General features: G+C 66.1%; 20 protein-coding genes and 2 pseudogenes. 12 read left to right on the forward strand and 10 right to left on the reverse strand.

Annotated features, from left to right (window positions below):
- Positions 1-291 precede the first annotated feature (291 nt).
- Positions 292-867, forward strand: a complete 576-nt coding sequence (locus tag ASF41_RS26630; protein WP_162242118.1) for a tyrosine-type recombinase/integrase — start codon at positions 292-294, stop codon at positions 865-867.
- A 136-nt stretch (positions 868-1,003) separates the two neighbouring features.
- On the opposite strand, the gene ASF41_RS14510 is transcribed toward ASF41_RS26630, so the two are convergent.
- From ASF41_RS14510 to ASF41_RS14520, 3 genes are all read right to left on the reverse strand, one after another.
- The gene (locus ASF41_RS14510) at positions 1,004-2,332 is read right to left on the reverse strand and encodes an alpha-amylase family protein (RefSeq protein WP_056494327.1); all 1,329 of its coding nucleotides are present in this window, start codon (positions 2,330-2,332) and stop codon (positions 1,004-1,006) included.
- A 163-nt stretch (positions 2,333-2,495) separates the two neighbouring features.
- The gene (locus ASF41_RS14515) at positions 2,496-4,481 is read right to left on the reverse strand and encodes a methyl-accepting chemotaxis protein (RefSeq protein WP_056494307.1); all 1,986 of its coding nucleotides are present in this window, start codon (positions 4,479-4,481) and stop codon (positions 2,496-2,498) included.
- A gap of 20 nt (positions 4,482-4,501) precedes the next feature.
- Complete coding sequence (locus tag ASF41_RS14520) at positions 4,502-5,485, reverse strand: DctP family TRAP transporter solute-binding subunit (protein WP_056277557.1); 984 nt, start codon at positions 5,483-5,485, stop codon at positions 4,502-4,504.
- A gap of 435 nt (positions 5,486-5,920) precedes the next feature.
- Here ASF41_RS14520 and ASF41_RS26635 point away from each other — a divergent pair.
- Both ASF41_RS26635 and ASF41_RS26640 read left to right on the forward strand, forming a co-directional pair.
- Positions 5,921-6,152, forward strand: a pseudogene (locus tag ASF41_RS26635) (IS5/IS1182 family transposase); the annotation flags it as partial.
- Between the two features lie 20 nt (positions 6,153-6,172).
- Positions 6,173-6,453: pseudogene (locus ASF41_RS26640) on the forward strand (transposase); the annotation flags it as partial.
- A 174-nt stretch (positions 6,454-6,627) separates the two neighbouring features.
- On the opposite strand, the gene ASF41_RS23850 reads toward ASF41_RS26640, so the two are convergent.
- Together ASF41_RS23850 and ASF41_RS14525 are read right to left on the reverse strand one after the other, a co-directional pair.
- Positions 6,628-6,867: a DUF6894 family protein gene (locus ASF41_RS23850; protein ID WP_082487324.1), complete on the reverse strand. Its 240-nt coding sequence runs from the start codon at positions 6,865-6,867 to the stop codon at positions 6,628-6,630.
- A 159-nt stretch (positions 6,868-7,026) separates the two neighbouring features.
- A complete protein-coding gene (locus tag ASF41_RS14525; protein ID WP_056216231.1) occupies positions 7,027-7,752 on the reverse strand; it encodes a Crp/Fnr family transcriptional regulator in 726 nt (241 codons plus the stop codon).
- A gap of 810 nt (positions 7,753-8,562) precedes the next feature.
- Between ASF41_RS14525 and ASF41_RS14530 the strand changes: the two genes are divergently transcribed.
- Positions 8,563-13,947 carry a hypothetical protein gene (locus tag ASF41_RS14530; RefSeq protein WP_056494309.1) on the forward strand — a complete coding sequence of 1,795 codons (5,385 nt, stop codon included), beginning with the start codon at positions 8,563-8,565 and terminating at the stop codon, positions 13,945-13,947.
- 496 nt (positions 13,948-14,443) lie between these two features.
- Here ASF41_RS14530 and ASF41_RS14535 read toward each other — a convergent pair whose 3' ends face one another.
- Together ASF41_RS14535 and ASF41_RS14540 are read right to left on the reverse strand one after the other, a co-directional pair.
- A complete protein-coding gene (locus tag ASF41_RS14535) occupies positions 14,444-14,683 on the reverse strand; it encodes a DUF6894 family protein (RefSeq protein ID WP_056216349.1) in 240 nt (79 codons plus the stop codon).
- A gap of 158 nt (positions 14,684-14,841) precedes the next feature.
- Complete coding sequence (locus ASF41_RS14540) at positions 14,842-15,576, reverse strand: Crp/Fnr family transcriptional regulator (protein ID WP_056494312.1); 735 nt, start codon at positions 15,574-15,576, stop codon at positions 14,842-14,844.
- 711 nt (positions 15,577-16,287) lie between these two features.
- Here ASF41_RS14540 and ASF41_RS14545 point away from each other — a divergent pair.
- Together ASF41_RS14545 and ASF41_RS14550 are read left to right on the forward strand one after the other, a co-directional pair.
- A complete protein-coding gene (locus ASF41_RS14545) occupies positions 16,288-16,554 on the forward strand; it encodes a hypothetical protein (RefSeq protein WP_056216237.1) in 267 nt (88 codons plus the stop codon).
- A gap of 521 nt (positions 16,555-17,075) precedes the next feature.
- Positions 17,076-17,351, forward strand: a complete 276-nt coding sequence (locus ASF41_RS14550; protein ID WP_056494321.1) for a hypothetical protein — start codon at positions 17,076-17,078, stop codon at positions 17,349-17,351.
- A gap of 487 nt (positions 17,352-17,838) precedes the next feature.
- Here the strand turns inward: ASF41_RS14550 and ASF41_RS14555 are convergent, their stop codons facing one another.
- Positions 17,839-18,309 (reverse strand): hypothetical protein, encoded by a 471-nt coding sequence (locus tag ASF41_RS14555; RefSeq protein ID WP_056277575.1) that lies wholly within the window; start codon positions 18,307-18,309, stop codon positions 17,839-17,841.
- A 78-nt stretch (positions 18,310-18,387) separates the two neighbouring features.
- Entirely contained in the window at positions 18,388-19,566 is a 1,179-nt protein-coding gene (locus ASF41_RS14560) for a zinc-dependent alcohol dehydrogenase (protein WP_056216243.1), read from the reverse strand.
- Between the two features lie 563 nt (positions 19,567-20,129).
- On the opposite strand from ASF41_RS14560, the gene ASF41_RS14565 reads away from it, so the two are divergent.
- The 4 genes from ASF41_RS14565 (at position 20,130) to ASF41_RS14580 (ending at position 22,296) form a co-directional block, all read left to right on the forward strand.
- On the forward strand, positions 20,130-20,315 hold the full coding sequence (locus tag ASF41_RS14565) for a hypothetical protein (protein ID WP_056216245.1): 186 nt from the start codon (positions 20,130-20,132) through the stop codon (positions 20,313-20,315).
- A 363-nt stretch (positions 20,316-20,678) separates the two neighbouring features.
- The gene (locus ASF41_RS14570; RefSeq protein WP_056216247.1) at positions 20,679-21,029 is read left to right on the forward strand and encodes a hypothetical protein; all 351 of its coding nucleotides are present in this window, start codon (positions 20,679-20,681) and stop codon (positions 21,027-21,029) included.
- A gap of 46 nt (positions 21,030-21,075) precedes the next feature.
- The gene (locus ASF41_RS14575) at positions 21,076-21,978 is read left to right on the forward strand and encodes a PHB depolymerase family esterase (RefSeq protein ID WP_056350720.1); all 903 of its coding nucleotides are present in this window, start codon (positions 21,076-21,078) and stop codon (positions 21,976-21,978) included.
- A gap of 75 nt (positions 21,979-22,053) precedes the next feature.
- Entirely contained in the window at positions 22,054-22,296 is a 243-nt protein-coding gene (locus ASF41_RS14580) for a hypothetical protein (protein ID WP_056216251.1), read from the forward strand.
- Positions 22,297-22,496: 200 nt separating this feature from the next.
- Here ASF41_RS14580 and ASF41_RS14585 read toward each other — a convergent pair whose 3' ends face one another.
- Positions 22,497-22,838, reverse strand: a complete 342-nt coding sequence (locus ASF41_RS14585; protein ID WP_082487243.1) for a hypothetical protein — start codon at positions 22,836-22,838, stop codon at positions 22,497-22,499.
- A gap of 153 nt (positions 22,839-22,991) precedes the next feature.
- Between ASF41_RS14585 and ASF41_RS14590 the strand changes: the two genes are divergently transcribed.
- Both ASF41_RS14590 and ASF41_RS14595 read left to right on the forward strand, forming a co-directional pair.
- Positions 22,992-23,261: a hypothetical protein gene (locus ASF41_RS14590; RefSeq protein WP_056216254.1), complete on the forward strand. Its 270-nt coding sequence runs from the start codon at positions 22,992-22,994 to the stop codon at positions 23,259-23,261.
- A gap of 272 nt (positions 23,262-23,533) precedes the next feature.
- Positions 23,534-24,001 (forward strand): MucR family transcriptional regulator, encoded by a 468-nt coding sequence (locus tag ASF41_RS14595; protein ID WP_056494324.1) that lies wholly within the window; start codon positions 23,534-23,536, stop codon positions 23,999-24,001.
- Positions 24,002-24,500: the final 499 nt, after the last annotated feature.

Genomic DNA, 24,500 nt, shown 5'->3' on the forward strand with positions numbered 1-24,500 from the left:
GATGTCTGCTTCATCTTCGCTCCTCAGGGGCTACGATGAACCAGCCATCCTCCGTTCGTGAAGACGATGTCTGCTTCATCTTCGCTCCTCAGGGGCTACGATGAACCAGCCATCCTCCGTTCGTGAAGACCCTCAATCTGTCCCACAGGTGCTGACGTCGGACAATTATCGAGTGGCTGATTGAGGCTATCGCAGAACCGATCTTCTCCTGATCCTACTCCGAAGCCTCTTGCGTACAACGGGTTTATTCAGCAGGGGCACTCGCTCGCACCGAGGCCTGCTGGCCTGAGCTTGGCTGCAGCGAAGCACGTCGTCTTCCTATCGAACGCCGCTACGAAGGTCCGATCAGGCATAACCGCTGCCCCGAACCGATCCGTCCTCGTCCGATGGATTGCTCTTCGGCGCCTCTGTGCCGTTGTCCTACGCACACCCGGCTTCCAGTCGCTGAGCCTCGTCGCCATCGCGACGGCGAAGCGCCGAGGTGAACGTCTGTCGCTCCGTTGGTGCGACGTAGACCTGGTTCAACGCGTTGCACCCCGCGCTCTGACCAAGGACGGCGACACGCGTCACGTTCCGCTGGCGCCGCGTGCCGTGAGCGCCCTACTGACACTGCGAACCGAACGTTCCCCTCCGACGGAACGCCTCTTCCCGATGCGCGCGGGTGGCCCTGACCAGACCTGGATGCGCCTGCGCGAGCGCGTGGGCAGCAACGACCATCGCCTCCACGAACTCCGACACGCGGCCGTCACGGGCCTGTTCGAGGGCGGACGCGGCATGGCTGACGTCGGGGCGACCAGCGCGCACAGGGAGCTTCGCATGCTGTCGCGCGACACGCGCCTTCGAGCGGCTGACCGCGCCGAACGCTGACGCTGGCGGCGAACCGTCATCCTCGCGAAGGACGCGATGTCCTCGGGAAATCCCTCTGGGTCGAGAGGGATTCCTTTTGTGCTCACGACACGTTCCCCCCGGTCCTGGGCGGCGCCAGGCTGTCGAACGGCAAAAATCAAATCGCCAGGACGGCCCAGCCCTGGGGGCCGAGGCTCACCCGCGCATCCGGCGTTCCGGGCGCTGCCAGCGACGCCTCCCCGGCCTCGACGATGCGCGCATTCGGCGCCGGCAGGAGCAGGCCGGCCTCGGCGAGGTTCAGGGCGAGGAGGAGGTGCTGGGTTCCGTCACCCACCGCGAGCACGAGGTGTTCGTTGGTCAGGTGGAGCGTCCGCGTGCGGGCGCGGTGCAGCCAGGGATGCCGGTGCCGCAGGGCGATCAGGGTCTGGTGCAGACGGTAGATCGGCCAGCCATAGGGGGCGAGCCCGGCGGGCGTGTCCGGGAAAGCCGGCCGGATCGCATCGTCCCCGCCGACACGCTCCTCCTTCACGCCGCGGAAGGCCTGCTCGTCGCCCGCATAAATCGAGGGTGTGCCGCCGCAGACCAGCAGGATCGCGAGGGCCTGGGGGAGGTGGCGCTCGTCGGCGAGGCGGCTCGCGATCCGCGTGACGTCGTGGTTGCCCACGAAGGTCAGCGGCACGAAGGCGTCGAGGAAGCCGTTGTGGCGGTCGAGCGCATGGGCCAGTTCGAACAGGTTGCGATCGTTGAGGGCGCTCCAGATGGCTTTCCAGAGCTCGTACTGGGTCACCGCATCCAGGCCGGTGTCGCGCACGATGGCGGCGTAATCCCCGTGGATGACCTCGCCGACGAGGTAGGCGTCCGGATGGACCGACCGCACACGCGCCAGGACGTCGGACCAGAAGCGCCGGGGCACGGCGTAGGCCGCATCGAGGCGCCAGCCATCCACCCCCAGGGCGAGCCAATGCGTCATGACGGAGACGACGTAATCGGCCACGGCGGGTGCGTCGTGGTTCAACGTCACGAGCTGCCGGTGTCCCTCGAAGCAGGCGTAGTCCGGCTCCGTGCCCGGATCGGTGCCCCGGGGCCAGGACAGCCGGAACCACGCGGCCCTGGATGCCTGCGGACCCTGCGCCAGAACCTCGGCGAAGGCGGGATGGTCGCGTCCGACATGGTTGAAGACGCCGTCGAGGAGCACGCGCAGGCCCCGCGCATGGGCGGCCTCGATCAAGGCGACGAGATCCGCCTCGTCGCCGAGCCGCGGATCGACCCGGAAGGGGTCGATCGTGTCGTAGCCATGGGTCGAGGCGGCGAAGACCGGTCCGAGGGCCAGCCCCGTGGCGCCGAGCTCGACGGCATAGTCGAGCCAGGCCTGGACATGGCCCAGGCGATGCACGACGGGAGCGCCCTCGACGGTCTCGGATTCGGCTCCGACGAGGCCGAGCGGGAAGACCTGCCACCAGATCGTGTGTTCCAGCCAATCGGGCACGGCACCGCCTTGTTTCAGGAGTTGCAGGGAAACCCGCCGCTCGGGTCGGCGGTCCACATCCGAGCGGTGTTCGCCCTTCACAAGTTCGCGTTGAACCGATCGTCGCGTTCGAAAGAGCCGGTCCGATGCGACGCTTTCGAACGTTCGACGCCTTCGGGGGCCCTCAGGCCGCCTTCACCGCCATCAGGAACGTTCCGACCTCGTGACGGAGGCTCTCCGAATGATGGGAGAGTTCCTGCGCGGCGCCGAGCACCTGCGCCGCGGCACTGCCCGTCGAGTCGGCGCCCAGGCGCACATCGTTGATGCTACCGACGACCTGGCCGGTCCCGTTCGCCGCCTGCTGCACGTTTCGGGCAATCTCCTGGGTCGCGGCGCCCTGCTGCTCCATGGCAGCCGCGATGGCGTTCGAGGCCGCCGCCATCTGCCCGATCGTGCTGCCGATGGCCTGGATGGCCGCGACGGAGGCCTGGGTGACGCCCTGGATGGACGCAATCTGCCCCGCGATCTCCTCCGTCGCGCGCGTGGTTTGACCGGCAAGTTCCTTCACCTCGGACGCGACCACGGCAAAGCCCCGTCCGGCCTCGCCTGCCCGAGCCGCCTCGATGGTGGCATTCAGGGCCAGGAGGTTCGTGTGCCCGGCGATCTTGTTGATCATCGCGACGACGGTCTCGATCCGCTCGGCGGCACTGGCGAGTTGCCGGACCAGTCCGTCCGTGCGGCGAGCCTCATCAGCTGCCTGCTGCGCGATGCGGGCCGACTGACCGGCCTGCTGCGTGATTTCCTGGATGGATGCGGACATTTCCTCCGTGGCCGCAGCGACGGTCTGTACATTCGCCGAGGTGTGTTCGGCGGCCCGCATCGCCGTGCCGGATTGCCGGGTCGTCTGCTCCGCGGTGCCTGCCATGCCCTGGGCCGTGGCCTCCATCTCGGTGGAAGCACCGGCCAGACCCTGCGTGAGAACGGAGACATTCGCCTCGAACGCCTTCGTCAGGGCGTCGAGATGGTCAGCGCGTCGCATCTTCGCATCCGCCTCCTCGGCTGCCGCGGCGTCAGCCTGCTCCTTGGCGATGAGTGCGTCCTTGAAGACCTGGACGGCCCGCGCCATGGCACCGAGCTCGTCGGACCGGTGGGAACCCGGAACAGCCACGCCATGGTCTCCGGCGGCCAGGCGCTGCATCGCGCCGGTCATGGCCGCCACCGGCCCGGACACGCCGCGGCCGACACGCCATGCGAGGAGCCCGCCGATCACCAGGGCCACGCCACCGATCCCGATGACAAGCTGGCTCAGCTGGCTGGCATCCGCGGTCATCACCGCCATGATCTGCTGCTGTTCCCGGACCGCCCGCTCACGGGTCTCCTTGCCCAGGCCGATCAACGCGTCGCCCGTCTGCTTCAGGTTCTGATACGCCACCTCGACCTCGCCGGCGCCCTGCAGGACACCGTCGAGGGCCGCCTTGAAGGCTGCGACCTTCCCGTTCGCGACTTTGAGCGAGGCTTGAAGCAGGCCGGCTTCGTCGAGCCGGGACAGGGCCAGGAGTTCCCGGGTGTAGCGGCCGAACTCGACCGTGGCCGTGCTGGCATCCGCCGGATTGTTGCTGGAGCGGAAAAGATAGACCGCGCTCATGCCGGCCTGAAGGGCCCGGTCGGCGCGGAAGGTCGCGGCGGCGAGACCCGGTTCCTGCGCGGCGAGCTGCGCCATCGCGTAACCGGCGTTGGAGAGCGCTGCACCGAGCTTGACCAGATCCCCGAGGGCGGCTTTCCGCTTCTGCATCGCGCCGACGAGTGCGTCGGTGCCGGTGACGTAGTCGAGGGCCCGACTTCTGATCGCCGCATCCTGGCTGCCCGAGGGTTGGCCGCCGCTGTCAGCCCTCAGGGCGCCGAGACCGGTCTTCAGGTCGCTCAGCATGTCGCCCTGTTCCGTGCGCATGTAGTTGAGCACCAGGCGCCGCACCCCGTTGAGGAGCAGTTCGAAAGCGCTGGCCTCCTCGGCGGCCTGCATGCGGGAGCGGGTGCTCTCGATCTCCGCGTTGAGCACGCTGACGCTGCGGAAGGTCGTCAGGGCGGAGACGGTGAGGAGCAGCAGCACCACGGCGAAGCCGGCCAGGATGCGCTGAGAGACCGAGAGGCGGTCGAGGCGGAGCGTGAACATGAGCGGGAGCCTCGAAAGCGTCAGCGGATGGACTTGATCTGGCGGATCGTCTCGGCGCCGAACTTGGCGCTGAATCCGGCGGTCACGGATTGCAGGCTCTGTTCGAAGGCGGCGCGATCGACCGAGGCGACCACGTTCATCCCGGCCTTGCGCAGTTCGTCCACGCCCTCCCGTTCGGCGCGCCCGGCCGCCTCGCGGGACACCTGGCCGGCGGCCCGGGCCGCCTCGGTGAAGGCCTTCTGTTCGGCAGGGTCCAGGGAATCCCAGGCCGTCTTCGACATGACCATGACGGCCCAGGAGTAAACGTGGCCGCTCAGGGTCAGGTGCTTCTGAACCTTGTTGAAATGGGAGGCCGAGATCACCGCGATCGGGTTCTCCTGCCCGTCGAACTGCCCGGATTGCAGAGCGCCGTAGAGGGCCGGGAAGGCCAGCGGCTCCGCCTTCACGCCGAGGCTTCGAAAGCCCGTGAGCATGATGTCCGACTGCGGCACCCGCATCGAGAGGCCTTTCAGGTCCTCGGGATTGGTGACCGGGTGCTTGGAGTTGGTGATGTGGCGCATGCCGTTCTCACCCCAGGCGAGCGCGATCATGCCCTTTTGCTGGAACCTCTTCAGGTAATCCTGCCCGACCGCACCGTCGAAGACGGCGTGCGCATGGCCCGCATCGCGAAACAGGAACGGGATGTCGAAGATCCCGAATTCCGGGATGATGCTGGAGAAGGGCGCACTCGTGATAAAGGCCATATCGAGGTGCCCGAGGCGGAGCTCCTCCGCCATCTCGACTTCGCCACCGACCGCGCCGTTCGGATACAGCTCGACGCGATACGCGTTGCCGGTGCGCTTGGCGACTTCCTTGGAGAAGCGCTCGGCACCTGCTCCGAGCTGCGAACTCTGGGCGAAGAGGAAGCCGAGCCTGAGGACGCGCTCCTCCGCCTGCGCCTGCGTGATGGTCAAAATCGAGCAGAGCCCGACGATCGTCGCTGCAACTCTGAGACGTCCAAGCACCGGCGTATCCTATGCGATAGTCGCCCACCGCTTAAACGCCTGCGCTTAAAAGAACATTGACAGCGTAGGTTAGCGAGCCAGCCTACCCTACACTCGAAATCATCTCAAAACGTAATCAGCAAGCTCTATGCCCTGCTCATTCGAAGTGCGATTGCTCTGATCGACACGCGGCTTACATGCGGCAGGCAACGGAACTTTCGCCCGGGGAAGTGCCCGCCATGAATCCGACCATCAACACGGATGTCATCGACCCAGACGATCGGCGCGCGCGGATGCCTGTTCTTGGAAAAAGGCGATCCTCAAATGCATTCGGACCATTCATCGATGGATAACTTGGCAGAGGCCAAAGGCGGACAGTTTTGCCACCTGGAAGCCTGCCCGAGTAATCCTCTCGATGGCTGCGCTTTGCGGTGATTCACTGGGCCCAAGGCCAAGATGCTTCGGGCGTGGAATGTCGATCAGGGCCGGCTTCTGCCGCCGTCGCCGCATTGAGTTCGTGCCGCCTGGGCCGAGGGCGCATTTCGAGCGCGACACGGGGCGAGAAGCCCTCGACCTCTCGGCCATCCGCGACACCCATACCGAGGAGCGCGGCGACCCGCCCGACCATTCCGGCACGATGGTGGCGCTCCTGCTCGACGGCGATCGCCGAGGCCCGTACGCTTTCAGGACCGCGACGGCGGGATCGCCGTCGATGCGGTCCGCGCTCATCTCGGTCGGAAGCCGCGCGAGGTCTCGGGCGATGCCGGCTTTGCCAACGGGTCGAACCTGTCCGCGCCATGGCCGCACGCCTGAAGCGCGCTGGCCGCCGGAGCCGCGACCGCCCGAGAAGGCAGGTCGTCGAGCCGGTTTTCTGACCAATCCAGCAAGCCAGAAGCGTCCGGCAGTTCCTGCTGCGCGGGTTCGCCCAGGTTCGGGGCGAATGGGCCATGATTTCCAGCGCCCGCAACCTCCTCCCATTCGCGGAGGCGACCTGCTCAGCCTGGCCGACAGGCATCCCGGATCCCGACCTCAATCCTGAAGCGCCAACCCCCTACGCGGACGGGCTCCTCGGCGGCCGTGCTGCGCTCCTTGGCTTTTGGTTCGGCACCCGCCTCGCGACCGCCCGCTGCGGTGCGCTTCTCGGCCCTGCAGGCTGCGATCCCTCACCGAACAAGCCACGTTCCGACATACGATAAGGCGGCCGAGTAGATCGGACGACCTTCCTCATCCGTCACCATCACCGTGAAGGCTTGACGTTCTCCATCTGCCGGCACCGCACCGGCTGCGATGAGAGGCAGTAACTTCTTCGCCTCCTGGGCTGCTTCGTCAGGACCAGCAAGCTCCGTCCCGTCTTCATCGCGCGTCATCACACGATCATGCGTGTCAAAGAAGTAGCGGGGCACTGCGACCTCCGGATGTATCCGGTAGGAGCACATAGGTCTCGTCGGGGCCTACGCCAGGGACGGGTGCAAGATTTTCCACCCCCCCTGGACGAACCGGAGAAAACCTCCGGAACAGGCATCGTCCAATCAATGGACGCGCTTCGATGTGCCTGCACGAATTTACGTGAGTGCTAATTTTGGTCGAAGGTGAAGATAGTGCTCGTCAAACTCCGAAAAATCTCTCAGTGCTTTCGAATTCAGGATCGTGACGTGCTTATTCTTGAACTCAACGAGTTTTTCGACCCTCAGTCGCTGCAGCATGCGATTGACATGGACTGTCGAAAGACCGGTTGCGTCACCAATATCGGCTTGGGTCAAAGGAAGTCCATACCGATCGCCCTCCGTGAGGCCAACGGCTTCGAGGCGCGCGAGGAATTCACAAAACAAATGTGCGACCTGTTTTTCCGCTGAGCGACGCTTCGCCAGCACAAGCCACTCTCGCAGGATACTCTCGTCGATGAGACTGATCCAGCGAAAGCCATAATCTAGGGTCGGGCTGCGCGCGGTAAGGTCGCTCAATTCTTTGAGCGGGACCTTTATGATTTCACAGTCGCTCAGGGTGCGAACCGAATAATCCATAGACCCCAAAAAATGCGCGTTGAAATCGCAAATGTCTCCCGGAATCAGGAAGCTCAAGATCAACCGACTGCCATCCGGCAGGGCTTTGTAGCGGCACGCAAACCCACTGTGGATCAGATGAACATGATCCGGCGCATCGCCCTGTCGGATGATGGCGCTGCGCGCGCGGACCGGGACGAGGTGGGCTTTCAGCCCCTCGAGGCAGGCCCTGTCGGCCCCGGAGAGGTCAAAGCGGCGTTCGAGCTTCTGGATCAGAGGGTTGGACATGCGACTGGAAGCGAGGGTCCCGGTAGGGTCGGAGTCATAAATACATTTTGTTGCGAAACAGCAAGACAACGATCAACGGCGCCTTACTATTACAAATTGTCATGATCGCATGCTTTTGATAAATTGATATATATTTCAAAATAATCATAAGTGAAAATTTGTTTCTAAAGCTAGATCTCGTCTTTCGCCATAATGTAGGACATTTATTCCGGTTATACGCGAGGATATCAAAAACATGATCGTGTTATTATAATGCATATTATGCAAGCGCGACTGCAGAAGATCGAAACTCTAGATTGGAGGGTCGTTCTTCTCACGCGGTAATAGATCGATTTACGCAGATTTTTATTTGGATTACTCGGTTGGCATGGTTAGTTCTGATTTATCTGGTAGGACGCGCAGGCCTTTCTGGTAAAAATTTGCTATTGGCGAACGAGTACCTGTTGCAAACTTATCGGGGCGATTGAGACCCGAATGAATATTTTCGGGCCATCCCTAGAATTATAAATCTATTAACCAGCTGGGTTATTAACATCGATCATATCAGGGTCGATGGTTCAGGCGATGATGTGGATCGGATCAATCAGTGCGCGCGGTGTGGGCCCGGAGCGTGATCGACGGGCCGGAGCAACCTGCACATTTCGCGGTTTAAGCCTCTCGTCGACAAGCTTGGCGGCTGTGTTGTGCGCCACCGCCGCGCAGGCGCAGGCGCAGTCGACGTCTCTGGTCGATGTGTGTGCGGGACTTGGCGTACGATTACCCCATCTGACGTCTCCCACGCCGATTGCGTCGGGGGGGCTGCTCGGCGCGGTGAGCACGACGCTGACGGGCTTGGTCGACAACATCAATCAGGGGGTCATTGCGCCCCTATCGGATGTGACCTTGCGCGTCGGCGTCTTCGACGCCAACGGCAACCTCGTCAGCGTCAACAGTCCCGCCGGCTGCAATCTCAGCGCCTCCAGCCTGACCCTCGACGCCAGCAAGGGCCTGGCGATCGGTGGCGGCCGCATCACCGGTCTCGGCAGCCTGACCGGGACCGTGGCGAGCGCGGGCGACGTCACCTCCATCGCCCTGGGGAGCGGCTCCGTCACGGCCGCAGGCAAGGCCAACGCGATCGCGCTGGGATCGAGCGCCACCGTCACGGCCAATCAAGCCCTCGCGATCGGGTTGCGTGGGAGCGTCAGCGCCGACGATGGCATCGCCCTCGGCACCGACGCGCACAGCGCAGCGGTCGCCGCCCTCGCTCTGGGTGCGCGGACGACCGTCGGCGCGGCAGGCGCGGTCGCCCTCGGCAGCGGATCCGTCGCCAACCGACCCGGACTCGGCGGAGCCGTCGAAAGCTTCAGCGGGACCACGGTCGCCTCCACCAGCGGTGCCGTCTCAATCGGCGATGCCGGCGCGGAGCGGCAGATCATCAACGTCGCCGGCGGGACGAAGCCCACCGACGCCGTCAATCTGCGGCAGCTCTCCAGTGTCGGCGGCAATCTCGCCAGCGGACTCGGAGGGGGCGCCAAGTTCGACGCCACCACCGGGCTCTTCACGGCGCCGAGCTTCACCGTCCAGGGCAGTTCCTTCACCAACGTCGGCGAGGCCCTCGGCGCTCTCGACCTTCGCGTTACCGGCAACACCGCGGCGATCACGAGCACGGCTGCCGGTCTGCAGACCCTGCAGAACCAGGTGACGAGCCTGCCCAACCATGTCCAGCAGGATGCCGTCGCGCGCACGCTGACGATCGGCAAGGGGACCGACGGAACGCTGCTGAGCCTCTCGGGGCTGAGTGGAGACCGGCGTGTGACGGGTGTGAGTGCCGGGATCAATGGCAACGATGCCGTCACTCTCACGCAGCTGCGCACGTCCGGCCAGGCCCTCGCGTCGTCCCTGGGCGGCGGCGCCGGCTTCGATGCCGTCACGGGGGGCTATCAGGCTCCGAGCTACAGCATCGGCGGGACCGGGTACGCGTCAATCGGCGGTGCTCTCGGGGCGCTCGACACCCTTTCGGTCCAGTACGTCCCGGGAAGCGGCGGTGCGGCGACCGCCTCGATCGATCTCAGCAAGGGCGGCATGCTCGGCGCCGTCGGGATCCATGGCTTGGCGCCCGGTCTCGTCGCCGGTGGTTCGACGGACGCCGTCAACGGGGCGCAACTCTACGCCACGAACCAGCAACTGGCATCGAACAGCGCTGGCCTCGCCAGCCTGCAGACCGTCGTCGGCAGCAGTTCCCTCGGGCTCCTCAGCCAGGATCCGACCAGCCGCACCCTGACCCTGGGCGCCGCGACGGATGGCACGCGCGTGAGCATCGCCGGAACCCTCGGCGCGCGCCAGCTCAGCGGTGTCGCGTCGGGATCCGTGAGTGCGGGCTCGACCGATGCGGTGAACGGCGCGCAGCTCAACGCCACGAACCAAACCCTTGCGGGCAACACCGCGGCCATCACCAGCGTGCAGGGCCAGCTCACGAGTACGACCACCACCCTCAATGCCTCGCTGGGGACCCTGCAGGGGCAGCTGGGCACGACGGCGACGTCCCTTGCGAGCACGACCGGCGACCTCACCAGCCTGCGCGCCGGCGTCCAGAGCGGAACGATCGGTCTCGTGCAGCAGAACGCGATCACCCGCGACCTCTCGGTCGGCAGTGGCACCGATGGGGGCCGGATCAGCGTGGCCGGGACCGCGGGGCCCCGTCAGGTCTCGGGCATGGCGGCCGGCACGGTCGCGACCAACTCGACGGACGCCATCAACGGTGGGCAACTCCACGCCACGAACCAGGCGGTTGCGGGCAACGCCGTCGGCCTCGCCAGTCTCCAGGGCCAGGTAAGTGCCCACACGAGCGAGATCGCCAACACCACCGCGAGCCTGAGCACGCTACAGGGCGAAACCACGACGAACGCGAACGGCCTTGCCGGCACCGCCAACAGTCTCGCCAACCTGCAGATCGGGCTGGCCAACGGCAGCGTCGGCCTCGTCCAGCAAAGTGGTGCCGCAGGAACCGTCACGGTTGCCGGCGATACCGGTGGGGGCCTCGTCAGCGTCGGGGGGCGGGGGGCCGATCGCCGTGTGACCGGCGTGGCCGCTGCAACAGGCGCCAATGACGCCGTCAATCTGGCTCAGCTCAATACCCTCGTGGCCGGCCTCGGTGGGGGTGGAGCGCCGGCGCTCGCGAGCGACAATCTCTCGGGTGGCGCCCTGCCGCTGGCGACGGGCCGTGACGCGGTCGGTGTCGGCTACGGCACACAGGCCACGGGCGCGCGCAGCATCGCCCTCGGCGCCGGCTCGATCGCCGATGGCGCCGATACCCTGTCCGTCGGCGCGGCCGGAGCGACCCGCCGCATCGTCAACGTCAGCGATGGGGCGTTGACGGCCGCCTCGAGCGACGCCGTCACCGGACGGCAGCTCCATGCCACGAACGAAGCCCTGGCGGCGACCACCGGACGGCTCACGGGCGTGCAGGGAGGCCTGACGGGCGTCGGTCAAGCTCTGGGTGGGGGCGCGGCCTTCGATCCGGCCACCGGAACCTTCACGGGTCCGACCTTCACGGTGGCCGGGCTCGGCTATGGCACCGTCTCGGGCGCCATCGGCGCCCTCGATGCCCGAACGGAGGGAAACAGCACCGGGATCGCGGCCCTCCAGCGCGCCGGCTCGGCCAATGCCATCACGGTCACGAACCTCCAGGGGCAGGTGACCGCGAACACGACCCATCTGACGGGCGTGTCGGCGGGGCTCTCCAGCCTGCAGACCGGCCTCGCCGACGGCACCCTCGGACTCGTTCAGCAGGATCCGGCGAGCCGTGATCTCAGCGTCGGTGCGACCACGAACGGGACCCAGATCAGCCTGTCGGGGCGTGCGGGCGAGCGGCGCATCACCGGTGTGGCCGCCGGCCTGAGCGCCAACGATGCCGTCAATGTCGGCCAGCTCAGCGCGGCCCTGACGAACGTGAGCACGGGAAGTTCCCCAGGCGTCGCCATCAACGGCCAGTCCGGTCTGCCGATCGCCGCGGCGACCGGGGGCGATGCGGTTGCCCTGGGCTACGGTGCCGCGGCGGGCGCGGCGCGCTCGGTGGCGCTCGGCAGCGGCTCGGTCGCGACGCAGGCGGATACGGTCTCGGTCGGTGCTCCCGGAGCCGAGCGCCGCATCGTGAACCTGGCCGGCGGCACGCTCGCCTCGGGGTCGACCGACGCGGTCAATGGCGGCCAGCTCTACAGCACGAACCAGCAGGTGAGTGCGCTCTCGACGTCGCTGACCGCCCTGCGCGGCAGCCTGGACGATGGCGCGATCGGTCTCGTGCAACAGCACGGGGCCAGCGGCGGCATCACGGTGGCCGCACGGACGGGCGGCAACGTCGTCGATCTCACGGGTTCGCAGGGCACCCGGACGCTGAGGGGGCTCGCCGCGGGAACCGCCGGCAACGATGCCGTCACGCTCGCCCAGCTGGATGCGGCGGTGACGGGGGTCGGCGCCCGCATCGGCGATCTGCCGCTGGCCACGAGCAACCCGTCCGGCCTCGCGGCGCCGTCCGTGACGGCCCGTGATGCCCTGGCGCTCGGCCAGGGGGCGACGGTCACGGCAGCGCGCGCCGTTGCTCTGGGCAACGGCGCGCTTGCGGATCAGGCGGACACGCTCTCGATCGGACGCGTCGGCGCCGAGCGGCGCATCGTCAATGTCGCCGGGGGCGGCCTCGGCAGCGGTTCCACCGATGCGATCAACGGCGGGCAGCTCTTTGCCACGAACACCCAGCTTGCCGGCATGCTGGGGGGCGGGGCGCGCTTCGATGCCGTCGGTGGCTGGACCCGGCCGAGCTACAGCATTCGCGGCAGCACCTACACCGATGTCGGCAGCGCCCTCAGCGCCGTCGATACGGCTTTGGCCCGCCACGCCACGGACATCGGGGCGGTGGCGCAGCAGATGGCCTCTCTGCAATCCAGCACCTCCGGCGGTTCGGTGAGCCTGTCGCCGACGGGCTCGGGGGGAGCCGTCACCGTCGCGGCACAGGCCGGTGGAACCGTTGTCAGCGTGTCCGGCACGGAGGGGCCGCGGCAGGTCAGCGGCGTCGCCGACGGCAAGGCCGCGGGTGATGCGGTCAACCTTGGCCAGCTCAACACGACGGCGCAGGCCGTCGAAGCCAAGCTTCAGGACTTCCCGGTCCGGTCGAACAACACCCGTGGCGCGGTCAAGCCGGTCGCCTCCGGCGCCGATGCCTATGCCAGCGGTTACGGGGCCATGGCCGTGGGGGTCGCGAGCGTTGCCGTGGGCTCCATGACCACCTCACGGGGCGAAGGCACGACCAGCATCGGCCATGACAGCGCGGCGGCAGGGGACCGGACGACGGCCGTCGGTGCGAGCAGCCTCGCCAGCGGCGCCGACAGCGCAGCCTTCGGACAAGGCAGCCAGGCGATGGCTGCCGCGACCACCGCCATCGGCACGGCGGCTCAGGCGACCTGGGATGGATCGACGGCCATCGGCTACGGGGCACGGGCGATCGCGGACCCGACCACGGCCGTCGGCTACAACACGCTGGCCAGCGGGAACGAAGCCTCGGCCTTCGGTGCCTTCGCCAGCGCGACGGCGGAGAACAGCACGGCCCTTGGCCGCTCGGCAAATGCCGCTGGCGCGGGCGCCACGGCCGTCGGGATGAATGCGAGCGCGCAAGGTTCCGACGCGATCGCCCTGGGACGGGGGGCCGTGGCGAAGCAGGACAATGCCATCGCGATCGGTGCGGGTGTCGCCACGGCTCGGGCCAATCAGATCGCCATCGGCTCTCAGCGCAGCAGCTACACCTTGGCCGGAGTCGGCTCTTCGCAGAGCAGGGCGGTCCAGACGGGCGCCACCGCGTTCGTGACCGCCGATGCCGCCGGCAACCTGGCGACCTCCGACTATGGACCTGGCCATATCGCAGGCTTGGCGAACCAGGTTGAGACCCTGGGGGCGCAGATCAACGGCATCGGCCAGTACGCCACGGCAACGCGGCGCGAAGCGCGCCAAGGCATCGCTGCCGCCATGGCGATGACCTCGGCCTCCATGCCGTCGCAGCCCGGCAGGACAAGCTGGACGCTCAACGGCGCCACGTTCCGGGGCGAGTGGGCCGGAGGGGTCGGGCTGGCGCATCGGCTGGATACCACGATCCCGATCGCGCTGACGGCCGGCTACAGCTACAGCCAGGCCAATCAGCAGGGCGTCCGCGCGGGGTTGGCCGGAGAGTTCTAAAGCGATTGCCAGCGCGGGCAAGAAGAAATGCAGACTCTGCCAAACGAAAGATCAAATCGACGCCGGCGTTTGCTGTGTGGTTCAATCAATGCTTCGTCTCAGCATCCGATGCGCGAGACCGCAGCGCTACACTCCACCAACACAGGCGGACGGGCGGCGTTTCGCGTGCAAGGTCATGCATGACGAACGCGATACGATGCCGGTGTTGTTTGTTTCAAATTTCTCTGTCGGGGAGGCTGGATGATCGACTGACGTTTCTGCGACAGGATGCGCGGCCGCGACTGTCCCTCGGCGCAGATCGAGAGGGATGGAGCGATCCGATCGGATGAACGCGCCGCAGGCTGTCCCCCAGGTCGGCGGCCTACCTCGGCAAGGGCTCATGCCTAGTTCCGCGTGCCCTGGAGGCGAAAACGGGCTCCTTCAGCCCCGGATCGCCGTGGGCGTCGTACACCGCTGCGGCGTGGCACGGCGTTTCACTCGGCGTGCGAGACCCTGTTCATCGGATCAGCCAGGTGCCCGTGTAGGTCATGGCGGCCGAGTAGATCGGATGCCCGTCCTCGTCCGTCACGAGCACCGAGAAGGCCTGGTGTTCGCCATCCTTGGGGACCTCGTGTGCGACGATCCCCGGCAGGACCGATTTGGCATACTGAGCCGCCTCCTCGGGACCGCGAAGGTCCATGCCCTCGTCATCGCGCGTCGTCTTGCCGTCGTGAATATCGAAGAAGTAGCGAGGCACGGCGTTCTCCACGCGCAGCAGGCGGGAGCACACGGGGTCTCACAGGCGCGGAAGGCCGGGACAACATGGCCGCGATACGGTGCAGCATAGGCCACGCGCCCGACCAAAGATTTAACAAATGGGTGTGACGTCTTGTCCCTGAGGATGCCGCTGACGCCCTACAACGCCGGGTGCGGGGGGGCCTTCGGGTGCAGGTGAAGGTAGTTCGGATTGAAGCCCGCATAGCCCTGGATGGCGGCAACGTTCGGTAGGGTGACCCGCCGCTCCTTGATGATGACCAGCCCCAGGCCCCGCAACTCCTGCAGCACACGGTTGATGTGCACGTTCGAGAGCCCCATGGCATCACCGAGGTCGAGCTGGGTGAGAGGGAACGGGTAGCTGTTGTCCGTGGCGAGCCCGACCGTCTGCAGACGGATCAGGAGCTCACAGAACAGATGCGCGACTTGCCGGTCGGCCGAACGCCGACCCATGCAAACCAGCCACTCCCGGAGGATCGCCTCGTCGACCAGGCCAGCCCACTGCAGGGCGCGGTTCAAGGCCGGGTGACGTGCGGTGAGATCGTTCACGACCGAGCGAGGGATCCGCACCACGTCGCAGGAACTGATCGTTCCGATGCAGTGGTCCATCGCGCCGAGGATCGAGACGTTCAGGTCGCAGAAGTCTCCGGGGATCAGAAAGGCGACGATCGACCGTCCGCCGCCGGGAAGAACCTTGTAGCGGCAGGCAAACCCTCTCTGGATGAGGTGGACGTGATCCGGCACGTCCCCCTCCGAGATGAGGGTGGTGCGGGCGTGAACCCCACGAAGGTGTGCACTCGCGCTCCTGAGAGCCTGCTCGTCAGACTCGGAGAGTGCAAAGCGGCGTCCGAGCTTCTGGATGAACGGATTGAGCATGTGCCCTCCTGGGCCATGCCCCGCGCTCAGTATGTCGACCTAAGCAGCCTCGACCGGAAAGGTTGCGCCGTAGCTTAGAACACAATCCCCGACATCATTGCAATGTGATCGTCGCACAGCATGCCGGTCGATTTCGGGAATGCTAGGTCCTGACGTTCCGTCTGCAGCCAGCGAGCGTTTGCAAGCCGTCCGAGTCAGGCATTGGTCTTATTTATTGACGTGTCTCGGATTCCGTCGTTTTCCCGGCATCCTCGCGAGGCGTGGTTCGAGCAACGTCGAGACGCCTCGTTTCTGTCGGGAAATTAGAACCGCAGTCTCATGGTGGATGAGACGGACCGGGATCGCGATCCCACATGCGCGTCGGATACCGTCCGAACCACGCGCGGGGTCTTGGCCACCGGGCATCGCGATCACGACACGGCGAAACAAGGGCCTGGAAACCTCGCGGACTTCCACCAGCCCTGCCACCTGAACCTTGATCGGCCCGAACACCGGCGCTGGTATACCTTGTTCGAAAACAGGCCTTCAGACAATCTTCTTCGCGGTCCGTACCACAAGAGCCGAGACCAGATGCCCCTCATCCGTGTTTAATCCGGCGCATCACGTGTCTCCTGGCACGTCGAGAATGACAAGGGCTCCCTACATTCCTTTCGGACAAATAGAAACGAGCCGGTGACTTGGTTCGTTCTGTAAAGGAGCGCGTCGGCCTCAATGAAGATCCGTATCGCCGCCCTCGCCACCGCTCTTGTCCTTGGCGTTGCCTCGATTTCGTCCGCGATGGCTTACGACAGCACCTCTCGTTACACCACGTTCGCGCCCTACGACGTTGATACCACCGGATCTCTGGACGGCCGCCGCCTCGCGCCGCTGCGCGATCCCGATCGTTGTCCGATGAGCTCGGCCGCCGAGGGCAATGCCAACCAGCAGAACTTCCCTACCCAGCAATACGGCCAGACCTCGGGCGGGAACCGCTGCTGAGCGCGGGAGGGGGGGCACCGGCATGCTGCTGAGAGGCTTCTCCTACGCCATGATCGCCGTCTTCGCGGGTGGGCTCGTCTTCACCATCGTCGGCTCGGCCAACGCCTTCTTGGGCCTGTAACGGCTCGAACCCACCGATCTGCCTTCGGTGATCCGCGCCGACTCTTGACCGGAGCGGGTCTTCTTTCCCGAATGGCCTGTCGGCTCGAGCGGCCCCTCGCAGGATTTCCGACGGTCAGTGGCGGGGCGAAAGCCGCGCCGCTTACGTGTCAGGTGTATGTCGCGAACGATACATCACCGAGTTGAGCAAGTGCTCGTCGGCTGCATCTTGAGGCACTATCCACGGCAGATCATCTCTGCGCCTCAAAATTGATCTATGTTTCAGTGTCAGCCGCTGTTCACCCACTTTGCTGATCTGCAAAAATTGCAGTTCCTTCCGTCCAAAAACTGTGAAACGCTCACGCGAACAGTGGGGTGATTTGGCTCGACGTTGATCGATTGGCGAGGCATGGGAGATCAGCATGAACAACGCAGATCGGGCCTGGGACTTGGATCGCCAAATTGAAAAAAGCGAAGGAGAAATTTCCCAGCTTATCCGCGATATCTTGGATGCGATCGAGGTTTCCTGCGATGTGGTGCAGGAAGAGAAGGAATTCTTCGAGCTGACCGCGAAGCTGTTCGAGCTTCGCATCCGGCGCGCGTGTCTTCCTGGCGTGCCGGCGCCTATCCCCCTCGTGAAAGGTGCCTGGCGGCCTGCGGTCACCGGCTCCATTGCGGCAGCCCCGCCCATGCCATGACGATGATGGCCTGGTCGAAAAAGGCCTCGTCGATAGAGGTCTGCCCCGTCCGTTGCCGACCGTCGGAATGTGCCATCCGCACAGCGAAGGCCTCCGCGGCGTGTCGGTCCCTCCGCTGGAATCCACCGCCGCATCGCCTGCGGCCTGAAACAGGTCGGCCGCATCGCTGAACAGGTCCGTCACCGCACCGGCCTTCCGAGCGTGCAGACGCTACGGGATTCCCGGATCGGCCCCTCCGATGGGGATGCGGTGGACCCGCCTCGCGAACGCCGCGGCTCCACGCTTCGACGTTCTCAGCCGGTAGCCCCGCTCGGCCAAACACCAGGCGCGCCCCGGTTGGCACCAAGGCGCGCAAGGCCGACACCTCGGGCCAGCCGCTCGCCCGCATGATTTCTCGGCCCGCTGCAGGACAGGCCACGCCATCCATATGGGCAGCCTGTCCGCTGGCCCCTCGACCGCAGCGCCGGACCCTTCACGGGGGAGACGTCTACGCCGCTCGGGCCGCGACCTTCGCGAACGTTCCCGTCGCAATCTGGTCTTCGAGCTGAGCCTTGAAGTCCGCGATACCAAGGACCTGGACCGGGTTTCCGCTCTCATCGAGGAACTCGTAGAGCGCGTCCTCGATGTTGCGGTTGCTGAAGAACACGATGGCGTCCTGATCGCCGCCGCCTTCCATGTGCGGTTCGCCGTTCGCCGCGCCGGAGACGAAGCTGCCGGTGGGGCGAACTTCTTTCGGCTCGCCAGTCTCGCCGTAGAACCGAAGCTCGCCCTGCATCACCAGGGTGACGTAGGGGCACTTGTGCCGATGGAGCATCACCCGCTGGTTCGCCGCGAACTTGAACACGACGTCGACGATGCGGTTCTCCTCGTCGACTTTGTAGACGAAAAACGCGATGTGCGGGAGCCAATCCAACGTTCGCCACGTGATGTTGCGCTCATCGAAGGTGGAGTTCGGCATTCGGTTTCCTTCCGCTTGTTCTTATTGGTTCGGGACCGGCACGCATGGCGTCGGCGCTCCGGCCCCGTCGATGGCTGCTCAACCGTGCGGCTTGAACACGACCTTGGTGCAGTTGTCCTTCTTGTCCCGGAACATCTCGTACAGGGCCGGGCCGTCCTCCAGGTTGCTGGAGCGATGGCTGATGATGAAGGACGGATCGATGTCACCGTTCTGGATGCGCTCCATCAGCGGTTTCATGTAGCGCACCATGTGGGTCTGGCCTGTCTTCAGGGTCAGCCCCTTGTTCATCAGGACGCCCAGGGCGACGGGACCGACCGGACCGGCGAAGACGCCCGGCATCGAGACGTTGCCGCCGGGACGGCAGGCCAGGATCGCCTGGTTCAGCGCGAAGGGGCGCTCCAGGCTGACGGTGTGCTCCATGATGGCGGAGGAGACCTTCTGCAGCGTCGTGTCGGCGCCGTGGGACTCCATGCCGACCGCCTCGATGACCGAGTCGGGACCCAGGCCGTGGGTCATCTCCATGAGCGTGTCCTGGATGTTCTCGGTGGCCAGATCGATGGTCTCGGCACCGGCCTGTCGCGCGAGAGCCAGGCGCTCGGGGACGCTGTCGATGGCAATGACGCGCTTGGCGCCCAGCATCAGGCAGCACTTGACCGCGAGCACGCCGACCGGACCGCAGCCCCAGATCGCCACCGTGTCTTCCGGGCCGATGTCGCAGTGCTCAGCGGCCTGGTAGGCCGTCGGGAAGATGTCGCTGAGGAACAGCACCTGCTCGTCGGTTAGCCCCTCCGGCACCACGATGGGGCCGACATCGGCGTAGGGCACCCGCAGGTACTCGGCCTGCCCACCGGCGAAGCCCCCCGTGATGTGCGAGAACCCGAACAGGCCGGCGAGCGGATAGCCGTAGGTCTCCGCCTGCAGCTTGCCGTTCGGGTTGGTGCGCTCGCAGCAGCTCCAGTTGCCCCATTTGCACTGCCGACACTCGCCGCAGCAGATGGTGAAGGGCACCACGATGCGGTCGCCGACCTTGAGCTTCTGGTTGTCGCGTCCGACCTCGATGACCTCGCCCATGGTCTCGTGGCCGAGGACGTCGCCACACTCCATCGTGGGCATGAAGCCGCCCATGAGGTGGAGGTCGGAGCCGCAGATCGCGCAGGCGGTCACCTTGATGATGACGTCGCGGCCGTGCTCGATCTTGGGATCGGGGACGGTCTCGCAGGAGATTTTACCCCTGCTCTGCCATGTGAGGGCTTTCATCGGGGGTTTCTCCGCAGATTTTGAAAAGGGTCTCACTCAGCCAACCTCCGAATCTCCCGAATGATCCGGCCGGATCTGGTTTGCTTCATCGCCCGGCCGGATGTGCCCGCTTCAGGCCCGTGGGGGCGTTTCGGCCAGGATCCGGGCCTCGGGGACGCTCAAGGGGCGTGACCCCGTGCCTCTGCCGGACCTGACGCGACGCCTCTTCCAGCTGCGCGAGCGTTCGCGCAGCCGCCTCGGTCCCTCGCGGGCCGCCATCGGGTCCAGGCGCGATGTCCCGACGGGAGGCTCGGTGTTCTCCCTTGACACTCGAGGGCGCGGTATGCCTTGTCGAAGGCCGTGACCTTGCCTCACAGCCACGCGATTTTCACGGCCCTCCAGTTCGGCGACTGGGGGGCCGTCGTGGTTTCAGGGTCTATCTTGCGGCGGTGATCTGCCCCGATGCCGGCGAACGCCTCGTCCCGAAGGGCAAGCGCAGCCGGGCATGCCGGGTCGCGTGCCCGGCGGGGTTCAGTCACCGGTAGCCCCGTCCCGATCGAGAACCAGCTGGAAGGCAGAGCATCATGACGAGCGACGACAGCGGCGCCCGGGATCGTCGCGAAACGAAGGTTGCGAAGCACCTGGAAAAGGCGCGCGCCGGGGGCGAGGCCCGCGCTGACTACGACGCGACCCAGCAGGCCACCGAGGACAAAACGGTACGCCTCAAGGCGTTGCGGCTGGCCAAGGAGAAAGCCGAGAGGGAAGGCTGATTTGGTCCTCCGGGTCCGGAGGAGCCGCAGAACCGACGGGCGAGATGGCCCTTCGGAGGGCGCGACATCGATCGGGAGACGGCGCGTCGTCGGCCAGTCCCGTGCGCGTCATGGCGAAGATCGAAAAAGGTCTTTCGTTGCCAGGCAGGGGACCGGGACCTGCTCAGGGCGGATTCGAGCCGTTCCCTCGACGTCACACGGGCAAACGCGCATCTGACCTGCGTTTCCTGTTGCGCCGCAACATACGTTGTTGTGGCTCGTTGATGGGGCGCTACCCTCGCATCGACGGGTGAGGGACGGCATCGACGGTTCGCTCGCCGAGCGACGCCCACGATGCTGCGCCGACCCCGAAAGGTCCTCCCGATGCGCGTGATCGCCCTCCTCGCTTCCTTCGTTGCCCTCGCACCGCTTCCGGCGCTCGCTTCTTCATGCGGGGAGCAGATCGGCACGATCGAGCGTCGGCTCGACAGTGCCGGAGCCATCCAGATCACGGGCCTCCAGGAAGGTCACACCCTTCGCACGGGTTCGCCGCGCGGCATCAGTGCCGTTCGTCTCGATGCACCGACCGATCCCGAGACCCTTTCGACAGCCTCTCACATCGCTGAGGCCCGCATCCTGATCGCGCGCGCATCCGGCGAGGATCGCCAGGGCCAGCAACGCGCCTGCGAGAACACCATGAGCGAGGCCAAGGGCATGATCGGCGCCCTGCCGTAGCCGAACCGGAACCACCTCACGCGGCCTGGCCGGCGAAAGCATTCTCATGACCGGATATCTCGGCACGGCCCCAACGATGACCCGTGAGCGGGCCATCGACTGGCCGCAGGCGCTGCAGCGGCGGTTCGGCAACGAGGCCGGCAGCCGGGCCTATGACCTGTTCGTGCCATCGAGCTATGGCGAAACGGCCCTTCCCCTCGTGGTGATGCTGCATGGCTGCTCGCAGACGTCGCGCGACTTCGCCATCGGAACACGGATGGACCATCTCGCCGAGGAACACGGCTTCCTCGTCGCCTATCCGGATCAGCCCAGATCCGCCAACATGGCCAAGAGCTGGAACTGGTTCAGGGACGGCGACCAGCAGCGCGACCGGGGTGAGCCCTCCATTCTGGCGGGACTGACCCATCAGATCATGAGCGAATTCAGCGTCGACCCCGGACGGGTCTACGTCGCGGGTCTCTCTTCGGGGGGCGCCGCGGCGGCCGTGATGGCTCTCGCCTATCCGGACCTTTACGCGGCGGTCGGTATTCATTCCGGTCTGGCAGGCGGATCGGCGGGGTCGATGGCGACCGCATTCTCGACGATGCGCCGGGGAGCCCTGCCTGCGCTGCACCGTCTCGCGCATGAAGTGCCGACCATCGTCTTCCATGGGGACAACGACAGGACCGTGTCGCCCGTCAACGGCGATCAGGCCATGGCGCAGGCTCGGCCGGACGTCCCGTTCAAGACCAGCACCATCACGGGGCGATCGGAGGGCGGCATGGCCTACACACGGACGATCCTGACGGCGCCCGACGGCCCCTGGACCTCGGAACAATGGGTCCTCCACGGAGGCGGTCACGCCTGGGCGGGTGGCAACCCTGCGGGCTCCTACACGGACCCGGCCGGACCGGATGCCAGTCGTGAGATGCTCCGGTTCTTCCAATCCCACGCAATGTCGACGGTCTGAGCGGAGGCCGTGCGCGCTCCGCCGAGCCCGGCCTCGATCTCTCATGGGCCGCCCTCGGCCCAGCAAAGGCATATCATGGCTGAGAACCCATCGAATTTCGTTCGCGACTGGATCAGCGAGCACGTCCGGAGCGATCCCTTCTTCAACGGGCATGTCGAAGAACGCGTCGGGCTCGTCCTGAAGCGTCTGACGTCGGCCTCGGAAGCGGCCGACATCCCGCAGGACGATCCGGAGCTCGCGCCCGACCTGCTCCGGGATCTCATCCAGGCCGCGATCGAGAGAACCCGCGACCCCTCCGCCGGGCTTCAGTCGTTCTGACGGTTCACGCCGGATGACGCCGGCCGGTGCCGGTGGCCTGTCCGGCCCACGAGGGAGTCGGCGCCGAGCGTCCCGGCATGCGGATCTCGCCGGTTCGACGAGGGACGGCCGTACGGCGACGGAGCAGGCTATGGCCGCCGTGGAGGCGACCCGGACGACCGCCCGTGGCGATTCTCCGACGGCGACTGCGGGCCTCCGCGCTAGCGACCGTCGGGCCGCCAGCCAGTCAAGCCCGCCCAGGCCTCGTCGATGATGTGCTCGCGTCGCGCGGCACGGTCCCGAGCGGCATCGGCGACGCAGCGCAGCGCGGCCTCCATGGCTTCGGGGCCGCCGGCTGCCGAGGCGTCCTCGCCCTTCCGCCGGATCGCGGCCTGGAAGGCCTTCACCGCGGGTCCGGCCGTCGGGCCGCTCTCGACCGCTGCGACGAGATCCAGCAAGGCCTTCGCGATCGGTACGATGGCCTCCTGCCATGGGGGCGCAGGCGGCGCCGCCGGACTGTGCGGTGCGGCGGAGGACGGCACGGTCGTTCGTGGGCGGATCATGACGGCGTACTCCCGAGGCCGAAGGGTGGGTCCGATACCTGAGTGCCAAACGGCACGACATTCCAGACGAGGCAGGCCTAAATCAAGGTCACCGAACAAGTCACGGCCCGCCGCCATTTGACGGAGACCGCGCAAACCCAAGTGGATTGTGCCATGAACATGCGTCTTGCTTCTGCCGTTGCTGCTGTCGTCCTGAGCGTCGGCGCGATGGCTTCGCCCGCCCTGGCCCAGAGTTACACCGCTCCCGCCGGCATCCCCACCGTGACGGCGCCCGGTGGACTCGAGGGCCGCAGCTACGACGCGATCACGACCGGATCGATCCGCACCGTGCGTGGCCACGACTCGGCCCAGGAGGGCAACGCCAACCAGCCGAGCTTCCCCGTCCAGCAGTACGGTCAGACCTCGGGCGGCCCGGCTCGCTGAGCCTCCACCTCTGTGATGCGACCAGCGGCGAGGCGAAAGCCCCGCCGTTTTTGTTTCAAGGATCGGCCGATAGCGACCATCGCAGAATCGCGTCTCGGATATTTGATCCAAGGCCTTTCGTACCTCGATCCTAATGGCACAGCTTGAGCGCGTTCGGAAAGGCTATAGGTCATAGCGTGTGTACGAACGGGGCAAGCAGACCACATCCCTCTTGAATATCAGTCCTAGATCTATCATGCCTTTATCTGAGCTTATTACAACCAGATGGTAGCATGACGGACAGCGCAGACAACCAGAACTCCGATCTTGTCGACCTCGCCGGTGACATCGTCTCCGCCTATGTCGCGAACAATTCGCTTCCGACATCCGAGCTGGCGGGGCTGATTCGGAGTGTCCATGCGGCGCTCGCGCGGCTCACCACCGGGGTGGCCGAGCCCGTTCCGGAGGAGGCCCCCGAGAAGGCGACGCCCGCACAGATCCGCAAATCGGTGACGCCGGCCGGTATCGTCAGCTTCCTCGACGGCAAGACGTACAAGACGCTCAAGCGTCACCTGACCGGCCATGGCCTCGATCCGCACAGCTACCGTCAGCGCTACGGCCTGCCGGCGGACTACCCGATGGTCGCGCCGGACTATGCCGCCCAGCGTTCGGCCCTGGCAAAGTCGATCGGCCTCGGCCGGGTCGGCGATCGCAGCGAGGCGCCACAGCCAACGACCAAGGGGCGTGGCAAGGCCGCGTAGCCCTGAATCGCCTGCAAGGCGGCCCGCCAGCGCGGTCGCCGGTCGCTTCACGACGGTCGGCGACAGCCGAGACGGGCCGGCGACGGCGGAATCAGACGCTCTGCGACGTTCTGCGTTCGAGGGACGGCACAGGGTTCGGCCGCCACGGCACCCGCAGCGCGGGACGGACGCGCATCCCCGATGTGGCGGTCCCACATCGACACGCGGGACGAGGATTGGCCGTGAGCCTTCGGGTAACCGAAGGCCGGCATCCTGACGGCGAGCCACGTTGCGTACCGGCTCGCCCGTGAGATGGACGATCCTCCCCGCCAGCCCGTGAACAGATTGGGCGGCTGGGCTGCGTCATGAACCACGACCCGACCGATCGGGGCTTCAAGGCCGGTGTTTTGTGGAGCGGCGGTGCAACCTTAACGGTTTGTTGCCGATGCGCGTTCAGGATGCCTCAACCTTTGGAGGATCCTGGCCCATGCGTGTGCTGCTGATTGAGGACGACGCCTCG

The sequence above is a fragment of the Methylobacterium sp. Leaf111 genome (genome assembly GCF_001423285.1).
GTDB lineage: Bacteria > Pseudomonadota > Alphaproteobacteria > Rhizobiales > Beijerinckiaceae > Methylobacterium.